This window comes from Mycobacterium sp. SMC-21 (assembly GCF_045310825.1).
Taxonomy (GTDB): domain Bacteria; phylum Actinomycetota; class Actinomycetes; order Mycobacteriales; family Mycobacteriaceae; genus Mycobacterium.
The window spans coordinates 49,481-65,074 of the sequence record NZ_JBJIAO010000008.1; the positions used below are offsets into that span (position 1 = coordinate 49,481).

The 15,594-nt window shown below is 69.4% G+C and carries 18 protein-coding genes; 10 read left to right on the top strand and 8 right to left on the bottom strand.

Annotated elements, in window-relative coordinates:
• The first annotated feature begins 27 nt into the window (after nucleotides 1–27).
• From ACJH6H_RS10720 to ACJH6H_RS10750, 7 genes are all read left to right on the top strand, one after another.
• A complete protein-coding gene (locus tag ACJH6H_RS10720) occupies nucleotides 28–1,242 on the top strand; it encodes an HNH endonuclease signature motif containing protein (protein WP_406774830.1) in 1,215 nt (404 codons plus the stop codon).
• A gap of 83 nt (nucleotides 1,243–1,325) precedes the next feature.
• On the top strand, nucleotides 1,326–1,850 hold the full coding sequence (locus ACJH6H_RS10725) for an RNA polymerase sigma factor (protein WP_406774831.1): 525 nt from the start codon (nucleotides 1,326–1,328) through the stop codon (nucleotides 1,848–1,850).
• A gap of 55 nt (nucleotides 1,851–1,905) precedes the next feature.
• Nucleotides 1,906–2,457: a methylated-DNA--[protein]-cysteine S-methyltransferase gene (locus tag ACJH6H_RS10730; protein ID WP_267325894.1), complete on the top strand. Its 552-nt coding sequence runs from the start codon at nucleotides 1,906–1,908 to the stop codon at nucleotides 2,455–2,457.
• Nucleotides 2,454–3,164, top strand: coding sequence for a 2OG-Fe(II) oxygenase (locus ACJH6H_RS10735; RefSeq protein ID WP_061001931.1), 711 nt, complete (start codon nucleotides 2,454–2,456; stop codon nucleotides 3,162–3,164). Before ACJH6H_RS10730 ends, ACJH6H_RS10735 begins: the two co-directional genes overlap by 4 nt.
• The gene (locus ACJH6H_RS10740) at nucleotides 3,161–3,415 is read left to right on the top strand and encodes an Ada metal-binding domain-containing protein (RefSeq protein WP_061001933.1); all 255 of its coding nucleotides are present in this window, start codon (nucleotides 3,161–3,163) and stop codon (nucleotides 3,413–3,415) included. The genes ACJH6H_RS10735 and ACJH6H_RS10740 overlap by 4 nt, the downstream gene beginning before the upstream one ends.
• Before the next feature lie 53 nt (nucleotides 3,416–3,468).
• Entirely contained in the window at nucleotides 3,469–4,227 is a 759-nt protein-coding gene (locus ACJH6H_RS10745) for a lysostaphin resistance A-like protein (protein ID WP_406774832.1), read from the top strand.
• Nucleotides 4,228–4,347: 120 nt separating this feature from the next.
• Nucleotides 4,348–4,620 carry a GlsB/YeaQ/YmgE family stress response membrane protein gene (locus ACJH6H_RS10750; RefSeq protein WP_020100188.1) on the top strand — a complete coding sequence of 91 codons (273 nt, stop codon included), beginning with the start codon at nucleotides 4,348–4,350 and terminating at the stop codon, nucleotides 4,618–4,620.
• Between the two features lie 61 nt (nucleotides 4,621–4,681).
• Here the strand turns inward: ACJH6H_RS10750 and ACJH6H_RS10755 are convergent, their stop codons facing one another.
• From ACJH6H_RS10755 to modA, 4 genes are all read right to left on the bottom strand, one after another.
• The gene (locus ACJH6H_RS10755) at nucleotides 4,682–5,704 is read right to left on the bottom strand and encodes an APA family fibronectin-binding glycoprotein (protein WP_406774833.1); all 1,023 of its coding nucleotides are present in this window, start codon (nucleotides 5,702–5,704) and stop codon (nucleotides 4,682–4,684) included.
• 167 nt (nucleotides 5,705–5,871) lie between these two features.
• Nucleotides 5,872–6,960 carry a sulfate/molybdate ABC transporter ATP-binding protein gene (locus ACJH6H_RS10760; RefSeq protein ID WP_406774834.1) on the bottom strand — a complete coding sequence of 363 codons (1,089 nt, stop codon included), beginning with the start codon at nucleotides 6,958–6,960 and terminating at the stop codon, nucleotides 5,872–5,874.
• Nucleotides 6,957–7,760, bottom strand: a complete 804-nt coding sequence (locus tag ACJH6H_RS10765) for an ABC transporter permease (RefSeq protein WP_346416223.1) — start codon at nucleotides 7,758–7,760, stop codon at nucleotides 6,957–6,959. The genes ACJH6H_RS10760 and ACJH6H_RS10765 overlap by 4 nt, the downstream gene beginning before the upstream one ends.
• Complete coding sequence (gene modA, locus ACJH6H_RS10770; RefSeq protein ID WP_406774884.1) at nucleotides 7,757–8,521, bottom strand: molybdate ABC transporter substrate-binding protein; 765 nt, start codon at nucleotides 8,519–8,521, stop codon at nucleotides 7,757–7,759. Before modA ends, ACJH6H_RS10765 begins: the two co-directional genes overlap by 4 nt.
• 119 nt (nucleotides 8,522–8,640) lie before the next feature.
• On the opposite strand from modA, the gene ACJH6H_RS10775 reads away from it, so the two are divergent.
• From ACJH6H_RS10775 to ACJH6H_RS10785, 3 genes are all read left to right on the top strand, one after another.
• Nucleotides 8,641–9,312: an SDR family oxidoreductase gene (locus ACJH6H_RS10775; RefSeq protein WP_406774885.1), complete on the top strand. Its 672-nt coding sequence runs from the start codon at nucleotides 8,641–8,643 to the stop codon at nucleotides 9,310–9,312.
• 84 nt (nucleotides 9,313–9,396) lie between these two features.
• Entirely contained in the window at nucleotides 9,397–10,326 is a 930-nt protein-coding gene (locus ACJH6H_RS10780) for an LLM class F420-dependent oxidoreductase (RefSeq protein ID WP_406774835.1), read from the top strand.
• A gap of 99 nt (nucleotides 10,327–10,425) precedes the next feature.
• Nucleotides 10,426–11,829: an NAD(P)/FAD-dependent oxidoreductase gene (locus tag ACJH6H_RS10785; protein WP_346416225.1), complete on the top strand. Its 1,404-nt coding sequence runs from the start codon at nucleotides 10,426–10,428 to the stop codon at nucleotides 11,827–11,829.
• Nucleotide 11,830: 1 nt separating this feature from the next.
• On the opposite strand, the gene ACJH6H_RS10790 is transcribed toward ACJH6H_RS10785, so the two are convergent.
• From ACJH6H_RS10790 to ACJH6H_RS10805, 4 genes are read right to left on the bottom strand one after another with little or no spacing between them, the layout of a single operon-like run.
• A complete protein-coding gene (locus tag ACJH6H_RS10790; protein WP_346416226.1) occupies nucleotides 11,831–12,490 on the bottom strand; it encodes an urease accessory protein UreD in 660 nt (219 codons plus the stop codon).
• Nucleotides 12,491–12,493: 3 nt separating this feature from the next.
• Complete coding sequence (gene ureG / locus ACJH6H_RS10795; RefSeq protein WP_346416227.1) at nucleotides 12,494–13,180, bottom strand: urease accessory protein UreG; 687 nt, start codon at nucleotides 13,178–13,180, stop codon at nucleotides 12,494–12,496.
• A gap of 15 nt (nucleotides 13,181–13,195) precedes the next feature.
• A complete protein-coding gene (locus tag ACJH6H_RS10800) occupies nucleotides 13,196–13,831 on the bottom strand; it encodes an urease accessory protein UreF (RefSeq protein ID WP_406774836.1) in 636 nt (211 codons plus the stop codon).
• On the bottom strand, nucleotides 13,831–15,564 hold the full coding sequence (locus ACJH6H_RS10805) for an urease subunit alpha (protein WP_020100177.1): 1,734 nt from the start codon (nucleotides 15,562–15,564) through the stop codon (nucleotides 13,831–13,833). Before ACJH6H_RS10805 ends, ACJH6H_RS10800 begins: the two co-directional genes overlap by 1 nt.
• Nucleotides 15,565–15,594: the final 30 nt, after the last annotated feature.

Here is a 15,594-nt window from a genome sequence, read left to right on the forward strand (position 1 = left end):
AACGGCTTTCGATGTTGAGTCGTCGCCGTGCGAGCGCATGATGCGTACTTCGCCGAGATCGGTGAGCTGACCGGTCAGCGCAACGCGATCGACGCGCGGCTGGTGCAGATTGCCGCCGAGATCGACCGGGACGGGCTCTGGGGTGCCACCGGTGCCCGGTCGATGGCGTCGTTGATGGCATGGAAAACCGGTGTGTCGCCGCGTAATGCGGAAGTGATGATGGCGGTGGCGCACCGGATCGAGGAGTTCCCGCGCTGCGCCGAGGCGATGCGGGCGGGCCGGTTGTCGCTGGATCAGGTCGGGGTGGTCGCCGAGCATGCCGGCGAGGGTTCTGATGAGCATTACGCGCAGTTCGCCGAAAGCGCCACGGTGACCCAGTTGCGGACTGCGGTGAAACTGGAACCGCGCCCGGAGCCCGAGCCGAAGCCCGAGGTGCCGCGGTCGATCGCCAAGACCACCCATGATGACGGCTCGGTCACGTACAAGATCCGGCTGCCGAAACTGGAAGCGGCGAAGTTCGATGCCGCGCTGGCGTCGCATCAGGATGCGATGGTCGCGGACTGGAAACGCGACCACGAAGACCCCGAAGGGCAAGTGTCGGAGCAGGCACCGCCGTTCCCGAACAGTGTGGATGCGTTCATGAGCGTGGTCGAGGCCGGTTGGGACAGCGATGTGGCACGGCGTCCGCATGGGCAGCGCACCACCGTCGTCGTGCATGCGGACCTCGAACAGCGCACGGCCGCCTTGCATCTGGGGTCGGTGCTCACCGACGAGGAACGCCAACTGCTGTTGTGCGATGCCACCTGCGAGGTGTGGCTCGAGAAACACGGGCAGCCGTTCGGCGTCGGCCGCAGCACCCGCACCATCAGTCGCCGGCTGCGCCGCGCGCTGGAGCACCGCGACCGGTGCTGCCGGGTCCCCGGGTGCGGGGCCACCCGGGGCTTGCATGCCCATCACATCATTCATTGGGAGAACGGCGGGGAAACCGAGCTGCACAACCTGGTGCTGGTGTGCCCCTACCACCATCGGCTGCATCACCAGCGGGTCATCACGATCACCGGACCGGCCGATCGGCTGGTCGTCACCGATGCCGCGGGCCGCCAACTCGACGGCGGCTCCCTGGCGCGGACACCCACCACGGCCCGCCCTGATGTGCCGCCGTGCCCCGGCTCCACCGGGGAACGCGCCCAATGGTGGTGGTACCAACCCTTCGAACCACCACCCACACCGTCGTCGAACTAGACGCACCACCCGCGCCACCTAGCATCGGTAAATCGGTGAGGATCGAAACCTCACAAATACCGGCGACGGAGCGTCTACTGGGTGTGAAAGCCAAACCGCCATTCGAGGCCGTGGTGCGCAACCATGGTCCTACGGTCTTCCGGGTCTGTGCCGCCATCGTCGGCGTACACGACGCCGACGACGCCTGGTCAGAGACGTTCCTGGCGGCCCTCAAGGCCTATCCCGAGCTGCCGGCGGATGCGAATCTCGAGGCCTGGCTGGTGACCATCGCGCACCACAAGGCCATCGACATCACCAGAACCCGGACACGCCAGCCGGTTCCCACCGACGTCGTACCCGAGCCGGCATCTCCGCGCGACGTCCGTGACAGTGAGGCCATCGAAGTCGATCTCGCGGTCGCCGTCGATGCACTCCCACCCAAACAGAAGCACGCCGTCGCGTACCACTACCTCGGGGGCCTGCCCTACAACGAGATCGCCGAGATTCTCGGCGGCACCGCCGCGGCCGCCCGCCGCGCCGCCAGCGACGGCATCGCCACGCTACGACGCGCTTACCGCGCCGAACTCATCGGAGTCACGGCGCTCGGGAAAAGAGACACCCATGAATAACGCCGAAACCATCACCAGCGACCTGACGCGCAGCACCGACATCGACCCGGGCCGGATGGCTGAATTGCACAACCGGCTGGCGGCCGCCGCCCAGCGCGACGGGGTCCTCGACGTCGCGTACCGCACGGTCGACAGCCCCGTCGGGCCGCTGCTGCTGGCAGCCACCGACCACGGCCTGATCCGTGTCGCCTATGCCGTCGAAGACCATGACGCCGTGCTGCAGCAGCTCGCCGACAAGGTGAGCCCGCGCATCCTGCAGGCGCCGGCCCGGCTCGACGCGGTGGCCCGCGAACTCGACGAGTACTTCACCCGCGCCCGTCGGACCTTCGACGTTCCGCTGGACTGGCGGCTGGCCGCCGGATTCCGCGCCGCGGTGCTGCACCACCTGCCGGAGATCGGCTATGGGCAGACCGCCAGCTATGCCGCCGTCGCCGCACTGGCCGGCAGCCCCAGAGCGGTCCGCGCCGTGGGCACGGCATGCGCGAAAAACCCTCTGCCCGTAGTGGTTCCGTGCCACCGGGTGGTCCGCAGCGACGGCGGGATGGGCGGCTACCTCGGTGGTCCGGCGGCCAAGCGTCTGCTGCTCGATCTGGAGGCTGCGGCGTGAGCGTCTGGCAGGAGCGCGTCGCCGCCACCGACTGGGACGCTGTCCGCACCGAGCTCGAGACCGTCGGCGGCGCGCTGACCGGACCTCTCGTCACCCCGGCCGAGGCCGCCGGACTCGCGGCGATCTACCCCGATGCGACCCGATTCCGGTCGACCATCGACATGGCCCGCTACCGGTTCGGCGAAGGCCAGTACCGCTACTTCCACCGGCCCTATCCCGAGATCGTCACCGAGCTCAAATACGCCCTCTACCCTCGGCTGCTGCCGATCGCCCGGGACTGGTGGACGAGGTTGCGCCGCGACCCGCCGTGGCCCGACAGCTTCGATGACTGGCTGGCGACCTGCCACCGCGCGGGGCAGACGCGAACCACCGCACTGTTGCTCAGGTACGGCGCCGGCGGCTGGTGCGCGCTGCACCAGGATCTCTACGGGGACTTGGTCTTTCCGCTCCAGGTCGTCATCAACCTGACCCGGCCGGAGGTCGACTACACGGGCGGCGAGTTCCTTCTCTACGAACAGCGGCCGCGCGCTCAGTCCCGCGGCTCGGCCATCTCCATTCCGTTCGGCCACGGGCTGGTCATCACCACCCGCGAGCGGCCGGTCGCATCGAAACGCGGATGGGCCGTCGGCCCTGTGCGCCACGGTGTTTCGACTCTGCGTTCGGGGTCCCGCATGACGCTGGGCCTGATCTTCCACGACGCCGCGTGACCAGGTACACCCTTCTCGACGCCGCCGGCCGCCCCTATCGCAGTGCGACACCGGGGCGCCTGGGCGGCCACCGGCGCAGCAAGCTCTATGGGCGCCTCGATTGCCCGTCGGCACTGCGGGCCATCGCCGCCGGCGGCTACCGTGCCCACCGGGTGTTCTTCGCCGACGAGAAGACCGCCGCCGCTGCCGGATACCGCCCCTGTGCGGTGTGCCTACCCGAGCAGTACCGACGGTGGAAGGGCCGTCGGTGATCACCAACCGGTGTGACCTGGCCCATTGCCCCGTATCGGTACACTCGCCACAGATGATCGACGCCTCGGCAGCCGCCGCTGCACCCTGCCCACCGACCGGCTCACCAGCCGTGCGGCACCCGCGCGTCTACATCGATGTGGCCGTGGTGGTGGCCGTCCTGGTCGCGACCAACCTGCTGGCCCACTTCACGACCCCCTGGGCGAACATCGTCGTCGTGCCGCTCGCGGCGCTCGGCCTGGTGGCCCTGGTCCGGAAACGGGGTCTCGGTTGGACCGAGCTCGGTCTCGGCCGCGCGCACTGGCGGACCGGCATGCGCTACGCGCTCGGCGCCACTCTGCTTGTCGGGTCGGTGATCGCCGTCGGCGTCCTGCTGCCCTGGACCCGCCCGATGTTCCTCAACAACCACTACGCGACGATCTCCGGCGCCCTGCTTGCGTCGATGATCGTCATCCCGCTGCAGACCGTCATCCCCGAGGAACTGGCCTTCCGCGGCGTACTGCACGGCACACTCGACCGGGCCTGGGGATTCCGCGGCGTCGCCGCCGCCGGCTCACTGCTGTTCGGCCTCTGGCACATCGCCACCTCGCTGGGCCTGACCAGCAGCAACGTCGGGTTCACACGCGTCCTCGGCGGCGGGGTGGCCGGCATGATCGCCGGCGTCGCCATGGCCGTCGTCGCCACCGCGGCCGCGGGATTCGTCTTCACCTGGCTGCGGCGCCGGTCCGGAAGCCTGCTCGCGCCGATCGCGCTGCACTGGTCGCTCAACGGCATGGGCGCACTCGCCGCGGCCGCGGTCTGGCACTTCAGCTAGGCCTCCCCGCCCCGCGAGTGGCCCCCGAACCGTCACCAGATTGCTGCGTTTCAGACGTGTTTGTCGTGCGCCGAACCGGGCTAGCCTCGAGATGTATCAGTCAATCGAAAGGTCATGACAATGATGCACATCGTCTGGTTGATTCTTCTCGGCCTCGTCGTCGGAGCCATCGCCCGGTTCGTCGTACCCGGTAAGGACGACATGGGGTGGATCCTCACGTGCGTGCTGGGTATCGCAGGTGGTTATGTCGGCGGCACGCTGAGCAGTGTCGTCTACGCACCGCACAAGCTCGATTTCCGCCCGCCGATCGAGCACTCGTTCTGGGGTGCACTGGTCGGCGCGGTGATCCTCGTCCTGCTCTACCGCTTCGTGAAGTCGAAGAGTTCTACGTAGAACTCGACACAAAGAATGAGGACCGCGCCCGGTTGGGCACGGTCCTCATTCTTTTGAGCGACTATCCGGCGGGGGCCATCTCCGGCGGCGCGTTCGTCACCGGCACCGGCACGCCGACCATCGGGTGGGCCGGATCGGCGGGCTTGGGCGGGGCGTTCGGGTCGACCGGAGGTGGCGGCGGCGGGTTCCACGGGCGGATCGACTGGGCCAGCGTCACCGCTGCGGCCTTGTCGACCGGGTGGTTGCCCGAACCCAGCCACACGACGAACCACCGCTGCGGGTTGCGCTGGCTGCGAATGGTGGCGTCCGGCGGCGGGTTGCCGACGACGCCCGCCCAGATCTGGCCGTTGGGCTTGCCCGTATCGGTGAACTTGACCTCGTAGAACGACGCCGCGCCCGGCAGCGTCCCGGCGGTGAGCGCCGTGGTCTCCTGGCCGACGCGGGTGCCCGGGAAGGGCATGAAGAACTCGCCCATGTCCGAGGCCAACCGGTTGGCGGCCTTGCCGTTGTCGGATTCGGCACCGGCGAACAGCTTGAGGTCCAGACGACCCAGCAGCACGCTGGTGTCACTCGGGGCCTGCTCCGAACCCGCGGCCGGGGCCTTGGTCAGCAGCGCCTGGCCGTAGGACAGCTGCGTGGCATCGGCGATCTTCCAGCCTTGCGGCACAACGTAACTGAAGCCACCGGCGTCGTTGTTGACGCGTCCGGGCTCGGGCGCGGGCGCCGGAGCTGCCGCAGGTGCGGCGGGCGCGGCTCCCGGTGCGGCGGGAGCTGCCGGCGCACCCGGTGCGGCCGCTGGTGGTGGGGCGGCGTTGGGATCAGCCGGAGGTGCGGCCGGGTCCGGCGCGGGCGGCGGCGGGGCCCACGGCGGCGGCGCCGGCGCGTCGACCGGAGGCGCCGGTTCCCCAGCCGGGGCGGGTGCCGGAGCAGGAGCCGGGGCGGGCGCAGGAGCTGGCGGCACCGGGTCGGCATACGAGATCGCGCTCGGCAGCGCGATGGCCGCGGCCGCCGCGCCTGCCACAGCAGCAGTCAGGGATTTCGGAAGGCGTTTGCGGGCACTTGTCCGCGCATCCGGGTGTCGCATGGGGACGAAAATACAGTGTTACCGGCGTGACGCAAGTGCGAGTTGCGGCTAATTCTCCGGCGAGTCGGTTAGCTCGCTTCCGGCATCCGGACAGACCACGGCGATATCGGTCCGTTGCTGAGGCGTCGCGATGCCCCGATGCGGCCCGGGACGGGCCGGGCGTGCCGTCAGGCGGGCCGAATCGCCACGTCCCGCGGATCGACGCCGAAGTACACCTGCTCCCCCGGAATCAGCCGGAGACCTGCCGCCGCCTCCGCACTGATATCGGCCGCCAGACCTCCACTGCCGTCGTCCGTCGCCTCGGCGCGGACGCGGATGACGGGGCCGCGGTGATCCAGTTCCGCGACGCCAACCGCGACGACGTTGACGTCGGCCGCCGGCACTTCACGGGACACCGATACCGCCGCCGGAGCGAACACCGCGATCGCCGGATCGCCCGCCGTCACCTCTGGCCCCCACACACCGCGCCACGTCTGCCCCGCGGCCAGCAGGGAACCGCCGTCCGCGCCCGCGTGCCCGCTGACCAGATTCACGCCCGCGAACCGCGCCCCGAAAGCCGTCCGCGGTGCGGTCAGCACGTCGGCGACGGCGCCCGATTCGACGATGCGCCCGCCCTCGATGACCGCCACGCGGTCCGCCAACGTGACGACGTCCAGCACGTCGTGGCTGACCAGCACCGAGCTGCGTCCGTCCGTCGCCAGGACACCGCGCAGCAGCCGGCGCATCGCCGATGCCGCCGCGACGTCGAGGCCGGACAGCGGTTCGTCGAGCAGCAGCACGTCGGGTTCCGCGGCCAGCGCCCGCGCCAGCGCGACCCGTTGCGCCTGACCACCCGACAGTTGTCCCGGCCGGCGATCGGCCAGTTCGGCGGCACCCACCTCGCCGAGCCAGCGTCCGGCCGTCCGCCGCGCCTCGGCATGGACGCCCCGGCGACGGTGCTGACGGGCCCGGGGCCCGAATGCCACGTTGCCCGCGACCGTCAGATGGGGAAACAGCGCCGGGTCCTGCAGCAGCAGGCCGACCCGCCGGTTGTGCACCGCGACATGCCGGCCGGCCGCCGTGTCCGTCAGTCGGCGCCCGCCCACTGTGACGGACCCCGCGTCGGGCCGCAGCAGGCCCGCGATCACGTGCAGCACACTGGATTTCCCCGCGCCATTGGGCCCGACGACGGCCAGCACCTCGCCGGCCGCGACATCGAACTCCACGTCGATGCCCCGGTCTTCGACGACCGCGCGTACCGCGAGACCGCCCGTCACGGCCGGGCCTCCGCCTCGAACGGCCCGCGACCGAACCGCGCACCGCCCGTCACGAGCACCACGACGGCCGCAACCACCACCAGCACCAGCGACAGTGCCACCGCGGCGTCGGCGTCGGCCTCGCGCTGCAGATAGATCTCCAGCGGCAGCGTCCGCGTCACGCCCTCGCGGGAACCGGCGAACGTCAGCGTGGCGCCGAACTCGCCCAGCGACCGCGCGAACGCCAGGACCGAGCCCGACACCAGACCCGGGGCCAGCATCGGCAGCGTGACCCGGCGCCACACCGTGGTCGGTCGGGCGCCCAGCGTGGCCGCGACCGCCTCGTACTGTGACCCGGCCGTACGGGCCGCGCCTTCCAGCGCGATCACGAGAAACGGCAGGGAGACGAACGTCTGCGCCAGCACGACCGCCGTCGTCGAGAAGGCGATGTGCACACCCGCCGCATCCAGGTACCTGCCGATCAGCCCCAGCCGGCCGAAGGCGTACAACAGCGCGATACCGCCGACGACCGGCGGCAACACCAACGGCAGCAGGATCAGTGGGCGGGTCCAGCGCACCACCCGGGAGCCGCTGCGTGCCAGGACCAGCGCCATCGGCACACCCAGCACCACGCAGAGCACGGTGCTGGCCGCGGCGGTCTTGAGGCTCAGGACCAGCGCGGTCACCGACGAGTCGCTGCTGATGAGCTCCAGGAATCGCGACCAGTCGACCTTCGCCGCGACCGCGATCAGCGGGAGGACGACGAACAGCGCACCCAGAGCCGCCGGGACGTAGATCCAGCGCGGCAGCCCGGGGTTCAAGGCTGTGCGAACCCGAACTGCGCCAGGGTCTGGCGGCCCGTGTCACTCGTGACCAGGTTGACGAACCGCTGGGCAGCCGAGGCGTCGGCCGCCGACTTCAGCACCCCGATCGGGTAGATGTTCACCGCCGACGCCGCCTGCGGGAACTCGACCGTGGCCACCTTGTCGCCCGCCGACTTGGCGTCGGTCTGATAGACGAGCCCCGCGTCGGCCTGGCCGCTGGTGACCTTGTTCAACACATCGGTCACCGACGTCTCCTCACTGACGGGCTTGAGTTCGACGCCGACGATCTTCTCGACCTTCCGCGTCGCCGTGCCGCACGGCACCTGACGGGCACACACCACGACGTTCAGCCCGGGCCGGGCCAGATCACCGAAGTTGCCCACATGCTTGGGGTTTCCCGGCGGGGTCACGATGACGAGCGTGTTGGCGGCGAAGTTCACCGGGGTGCCCGCGAGCAACCCGGCTTTGGCCGCCTTGGTCATGTTGTTGGCGTCGGCCGAGGCGAACACATCGGCCTTCGCGCCCTGCGTCAGCTGTTCGACCAACGACGACGAGCCCGCGAAGTTGAACTGCACGTCCGCGCCCGGGTTCTCCTTCTTGTAGCGGTCGGCGAGCGCGGTGAATGCCTGCTTCAGGGACGCCGCCGCGTACACGTTGACGACGGGGCCCGACGTCTTGTGCTCCGAACCGCATCCGGACAACGCTCCGACTCCGCCGAGCAGGACCGATACCGCCACAGCGCGCATCAACTTGCGCATGAGCCACATGCGCAAAACCCTAGGGGTCATTCCTCCGCGTGGCGAGTTTCGTCAGCTAGCTACTGTCCAGTAACATGGCGGCAACCGCGTTCAGCGTTGCACACGAGGAGGCCCTGTTCATGGACGTTCTGGTCACCGGAGGCGATACCGATCTCGGCCGCGTCATCGCCGCGGGATTCCGCGACGCCGGGCACAACGTCACCATCGCCGGCGCCCGCCGCGACGAGCTCGAAGTGGCCGCCAAGGAACTCGAAGTCGAGTCGATCGTGCTGGACAACACCGACGGCGCCGCGCTGGAGCAGATGCGCGACAAGCTGCCGCAGCACCTCGACACCATCGTGAACGTCCCGGCTCCCGCCTGGTCCGCCGGCGACCCGCGCACCTACAGCCTGGCCGAGCGCGCCGCCGTGTGGCGCAACACGCTCGACTCCTCGCTGCTGTCGGCGGTCCTGACCGTCCAGATCCTCGGCGACCAGATGCGTTCGGGCGGTGCCATCGTGACCGTCGTGCCGGAGTGCCCCAAGGACGGCACCGCCGACGCCGCGATCAAGGCGGCCGTGTCGAACTGGACCGCCGGCCAGGCCGAGCACTTCGGCGTCCGCGGCATCACGATCAACGTGGTCGCTGCCGGCCGCGGCTCGGAAGCGGGCTACGACGGCGTCGAGACCGGCGGTGCGACCGTCGGGTCCGAGCTGACCAAGCTCGCGCTCTTCCTGACCACGCCCGCAGCCCGCCACATCACCGGCGAGACGCTGCACGTGAGCGCCGGTGCGCTCGCAACCTTCGCCTGATCCGGATTTATTCCCGTTTCGCCCGGGCTTCGCGCCCGGCGAAACGCAGGACGCGACAAGGTGGTTGGTGACTAGGGTCGAATCGTGACGATTCGATTCGCTCTCCAGATTCCCAACTTCTCCTACGGCACCGGTGTCAGCGAGCTGTACCCGACCGTCGTCGCCCAGGCGCGGGAGGCCGAGGCGGCCGGCTTCGACTCCGTCTTCGTGATGGACCACTTTTATCAGCTGCCGATGATCGGCACCCCCGATCAGCCGATGCTCGAGGCGTACACCGCGCTCGGCGGCCTCGCGGCCGCGACCCAGAAGGTGCAGCTGGGCACCATGGTCACCGGCAACACCTACCGCAATCCGACGCTGCTGGCCAAGGCCATCACCACACTCGACGTCATGAGCCAGGGCCGTGCGATCCTCGGCATCGGCACCGGCTGGTTCGAGCTCGAGCACGAGCAGCTCGGATTCGACTTCGGCACCTTCACCGACCGGTTCAACCGCCTGAACGAATCACTGCAGATCGTGCTGCCGATGCTCAAGGGCGAGCGCCCGACCTTCAGCGGCCAGTATTACCGCACCGTCGAAGCCATGGCCAACCCCCGCTACCGCGACCACATCCCCCTGCTGATCGGCGGCCGCGGCGAGAAGAAGACCATCCCGCTGGCGGCACGGCACTTCGACCACCTGAACATCATCGGCGGCTTCGAAGAGCTGCCCCACAAGCTGGGCGTCGTCCGTGACGCGTGCGAGAAGATCGACCGCGACCCGGCGACCCTCGAAACCAGCATGCTGCTCACCGCGCTCGTCGACGACCGGGCGACTCCCGACGCCATCCCCGAGGCCAACCGCCAGAACATGGTCGCCGGTAGCGCTGAAAGCGTCGCCGAACAATTGAAGGCCAAGGTGTTCGACGTCGGCGTCGACGGCGTCATCATCAACATCCCGACGCAGGTCACGGGCTACGTACCCGGCGTCATCGCCGCACTCGGAGCTGCCCTGCATTCGGTGATCGGCGCCTAGCCGGGCCCGGTGGGGCATCTCACTGCATTGATCGATTCAGCTGCGACTAGCCTGTGTGTGTAAACAGTCTTGTAGTAGTACGTCGAGGAGCCCCTCAACATGGTCCACCCCGGAGCTACGGCAACGGATCGCCACAAGGTCGTCATCATCGGTTCGGGCTTCGGTGGCCTGTCCAGTGCGAAAGCCCTCAAGCATGCTGATGTCGACATCAAGCTGATCGCCCGTACCACGCACCACCTGTTCCAGCCGCTGCTGTACCAGGTGGCCACGGGCATCATCTCCGAAGGTGAGATCGCCCCGCCCACCCGGCTGATCCTGCGCAAGCAGAAGAACGCCCAGGTGCTGCTCGGCGACGTGACGCACATCGACCTGGAGAACCAGACCGTCGACTCGATCCTGCTGGGGCACACCTACAGCACGCCGTACGACAGCCTGATCATCGCCGCCGGGGCCGGGCAGTCCTACTTCGGCAACGACCACTTCGCCGAGTGGGCGCCGGGCATGAAGACCATCGACGACGCGCTCGAGCTGCGCGGCCGCATCCTCGGTGCGTTCGAGCAGGCCGAGCGGTCCAGCGACCCCGAGCGCCGCAAGAAGCTGCTGACCTTCGTGGTCGTCGGCGCCGGCCCGACCGGTGTGGAGATGGCCGGGCAGATCCAGGAGCTGTCGGACCAGACCCTCAAGGGCAGTTTCCGGCACATCGACCCGACCGAGGCCAAGGTCATCCTGCTCGACGCCGCCCCCGCGGTGCTGCCGCCCATGGGCGAGAAGCTGGGTCTGAAGGCCAAGAACCGGCTCGAGAAGATGGGCGTCGAGATTCAGCTCAACGCGATGGTCACCGACGTCGATCGCAACGGCATCACCGTCAAGGACAAGGACGGCACCATCCGGCGCATCGAGTCGGCCTGCAAGGTGTGGTCCGCCGGTGTGCAGGCCAGCCCGCTCGGTCGCGACCTGGCCAACCAGTCGGACACCGAGATCGACCGGGCCGGCCGCGTCAAGGTGAATCCGGACCTGTCGATCCCGGGCCACCCGAACGTTTTCGTCGTCGGTGACATGGCCTTCGTCGACGGCGTCCCGGGCATGGCGCAGGGCGCGATCCAGGGCGGCAAGCACGTCGCCGCGATCCTGAAGAACGAGGCCAAGGCCCGCGCGCACGGCACCAAACCCAAGCCGCGCGAACCGTTCTCGTACTTCGACAAGGGCTCGATGGCCACGGTCTCCAAGTGGAACGCCGTCGCCCAGATTCCGCTCGGCGAGAAGGCCAAGCTGGAATTCGGCGGCTTCATCGCCTGGCTGGCGTGGCTGGGGCTGCACCTGATCTACCTGGTGGGCTTCAAGACGAAGATCGCCACGCTGCTGTCGTGGACGGTGACGTTCATGAGCCGCCAGCGCGGTCAGCTGACCATCACCGAGCAGCAGGCCTACGCCCGCACCCGCATCGGCGAACTCGAGGAGATCGCATCGTCTGTTCAAGCCACACCCGACCCGGTGGCTTCCTGAGCTAGAGCCTCGGGCCCTGCCACGCCGACAGGCAACCCCCGTCGGCCAGGGCCATGACCACCTGATCTCGGCGTGATTCGTACCCATCGGCGGTACGGATCACGCCGAGATCGCTTTCGGGGTAACAGAATTCGCTGACGTAGGCGCGCGGGGCGGCGATCTCGTCGTCACTGACGGCGCCGGCGCCGAGTTCGACGCGGTGCCGTACCACCGGCAGCGCCTCGTGGTCGACGTGCAGTGTGCCCTCCCAGAAGCCGTGCTGCTCGCCGGTCCGTCCGACCTGTACCCGTTCGCGCAGCCGCACCCGACCCGTCTCGGCGATCTGCAGTCGCGTCGCGGCCCGGTGGCTGCTGCCGCCCGCGACGACGGTCGGCTCCGGATCCAGGTCGAGTTCCCCGGCCACCTCGAGATCCCAGGCCGAGCGTGACTGCGCCGTCATCGCACCGGGCAGCACCACCATGGCAGCGACGCTGCGCACCCGCAGCCGGGCACCGGCCTCGACGATGACGCGCACGTCGATGGTGTCACCGCCCAATGGTGTTGCGGCCGTGGACACCAGGTGGACGGCGTCAGGGGCGGTGCGCCGTGCGGCCACGCCGCCGACGCATTCGATGCGCGGGCCCCGGCCGGGGGTTGCGACGATCAGAACCTGGGTGTGCATCACTCAGGCGTTCGTCACCCCGGCGCCGGCGAGCTGTTCGCGCACCCAGGCCTGCACCAGCGACGCGGCCGGATCCTCGGTGAGCGAGATCAGCACTGTCGGGCGGTCACCGCGCACCTGGCCGGCGTCGCGCCGCATGACGTCGAGGTCGGCGCCGACCATCGGCGCGAGATCGGTCTTGTTGACCACCAACAGATCCGAGTACGTGACGCCGGGCCCGCCCTTGCGCGGCACCTTGTCGCCGCCGGCCACGTCGACGACGAAGATCTGGACATCCACCAGACCCGAGGAGAACGTCGCGGTCAGGTTGTCTCCCCCGGACTCCACCAGGATGAGGTCGAGCTTGTCGTTGGTCTCGATGAGATCGTCGATGGCGTCGAGGTTCGCGGTGATGTCGTCGCGGATCGCGGTGTGCGGGCAGCCGCCGGTCTGCACCGCGGCGATGCGCTCGTCGGGCAGCACGGCGTGCCGGCGCAGGAAGTCGGCGTCCTCGGTGGTGTAGATGTCGTTGGTCAGCACGGCCAGGGACAGCTCGTCGCGCAGCTGCCGGCACAGCGCCGCGACGAGCGCCGTCTTACCGGAGCCGACGGGGCCGCCGACGCCGATGCGCAGCGGCTCACCCGGCTGCCGCTCGCGCTTGGGCCGGTCGTGGTGATGGTGCGGCTGGCCGTCGATGAAATGTGGTGGCATGGTGGACCTTTCGGTTCAGGAGGCGAACAGGGGGCGGTCGCGGCCGGCGTGTCGTTGCGCCAGGACGTCGAGCAGTGGATCGGACAGGTCCGCGATGCCTTTCGCCGCTTCGGCCGCGGTGGCGTCGCACAGGCCCGACAGCTCGAAGGTCAGCGCGGCGACGTCGGCGGGGTCGAGCGCGAGCAGGCGCTGCGCTGCTGTCGCAGAACCCGTCATGGTGGTGTAAACGACTGTGGCGCATGTCCGTTCGGGGTCGAGCCCGCTGACGCGACCCACCACACCCGAGGCCACCGCGAGGTGCGGACGGGTGCCCAATGGGACCCAGTCCGTTTCGGGCCAGACCCGGCGCGCCAGCCGCAGCAGGCCACGACCCTGCGCCCGGGAGGCCTGCCGCGCGGCGGGAGCCGGTGTGCGCGCATCGGTTTCGCGGTCGGCGGCCACCGGGTCGAGCCCGCTGTGGACCGCCGCCGCGATCGAAGCGGTGACGAGCCCCTGGGTCCGGATGCGCCGCCGCAGGTACGCCCGCAATGTCACCACGTCGGTCACCAGTCCGCTGGTGACCGCCTCCTCGACGCCACCGGAGTGCACGTGCCCGCCGGTCGGCAACCGCGAATCCGCCAGCGCCAGCAGGGTGGCCAAACCACCATCCATCAGAACAGGAAGTATCTCTGCGCCATGGGCAGCTCGGCGGCGGGCTGTTCCTGCCAGACCTCGCCGTCGATGCGGACGGTGAAGGTGTCGGGATCGACGCGGATGTCGGGCATGGCGTCGTTGAGCGGCAGGTCTGCCTTGCCCCGGCCACGGACGTTCTTGACCGGAACGAGCCTGCGCCGCAAGCCGAGTCGGGCCGCGAGGTCGTCTTCGATCGCGGTGGGCGAGACGAAGTGCACCGCCAGGCCCGCCGCCACCGTCGGGTGCGCGCCGAACATCGGCCGCGGCAGGACAGGCTGCGGCGTCGGGATCGAGGCGTTGGCGTCCCCCATCGCGGCCCAGGCGATCGCGCCGCCCTTGAGCACCAGGTGCGGACGGACGCCGAAGAACGCCGGCTCCCACAGCACCAGGTCGGCAAGCTTGCCGACCTCCACCGAACCCAGCTCGTGGTCGATACCGTGGGTCACCGCCGGGCAGATGGTGTACTTCGCGACGTAGCGGCGGACCCGGTTGTTGTCGTTGCCTCGCGCGCCGCCGGGGTCGCCTTCGAGCGGACCGCGGCGCTTCTTCATCACGTGCGCCGTCTGCCACGTCCGCATCACCACCTCGCCGATGCGGCCCATGGCCTGGCTGTCACTGCCGATCATCGAGATGGCGCCGATGTCGTGCAGCAGGTCCTCGGCGGCGATGGTGGACGGCCGAATCCGGCTCTCCGCGAACGCCAAATCCTCCGGCACGGCAGCGTTGAGGTGGTGGCACACCATCAGCATGTCGAGGTGTTCGTCGAGGGTGTTGACGGTGTGCGGGCGCGTCGGGTTGGTCGAACTGGGCATCACGTTCGGGTGACTGGCCACCGTGATGATGTCGGGCGCATGACCGCCGCCGGCGCCCTCGGTGTGGTACGCGTGGATGGCCCGGCCGGCGATGGCCGCCAGCGTGTCCTCGACGAACCCCATCTCGTTGAGCGTGTCGGAGTGCAGGGCCACCTGGACGTCGGCCTCCTCGGCCACCCGCAGACACGCGTCGATGGTGGCCGGGGTGGTGCCCCAGTCCTCGTGCAACTTGAAACCGGCGGCGCCGCCGCGCAACTGCTCCCACATCGAGTCGGGGTTGATGGTGTTGCCCTTGCCCAGCAACAGGATGTTCATCGGCCAGCCGTCGAGCGCCTGCAGCATGCGCCCGAGATGCCAGGCGCCGGGCGTGACAGTGGTGGCCTTGCTGCCCTCGGCCGGTCCGGTGCCGCCACCGATCATGGTGGTGATGCCGCCGCCGATCGCCTCCTCCAGCAGCTGGGGACAGATGAAGTGCACGTGACAGTCGATGCCGCCGGCGGTGAGGATGCGGCCGTTGCCGGCGATGATCTCGGTGGACGGGCCCACCACGAGATCGGGGTGCACCCCGGACATGATGTCGGGGTTGCCGGCCTTGCCGATGGCGACGATGCGGCCGTCCCGAATCCCGATGTCGGCCTTGATGATTCCCCAGTAGTCGATGATGATCGCGCCGGTGATCACGGTGTCCGGCGCGCCGTCGGCCCGGGTCGTACGCGCCTGCCCCATCGACTCACGCAGCACCTTGCCGCCGCCGAAGACCGCCTCGTCGCCCGACAGGCCCGGGCCGCCGCTGAGGTCCTCGGTGATCTCGATCAGCAGATCGGTGTCCGCCAGACGGATGCGGTCGCCCGTCGTCGGCCCGAAGAGCGCCGCATACCGTGAGCGGGAAAGGGAACTCATTCGTGCCGTCCGTTCTTCGCGCCAGCGCTC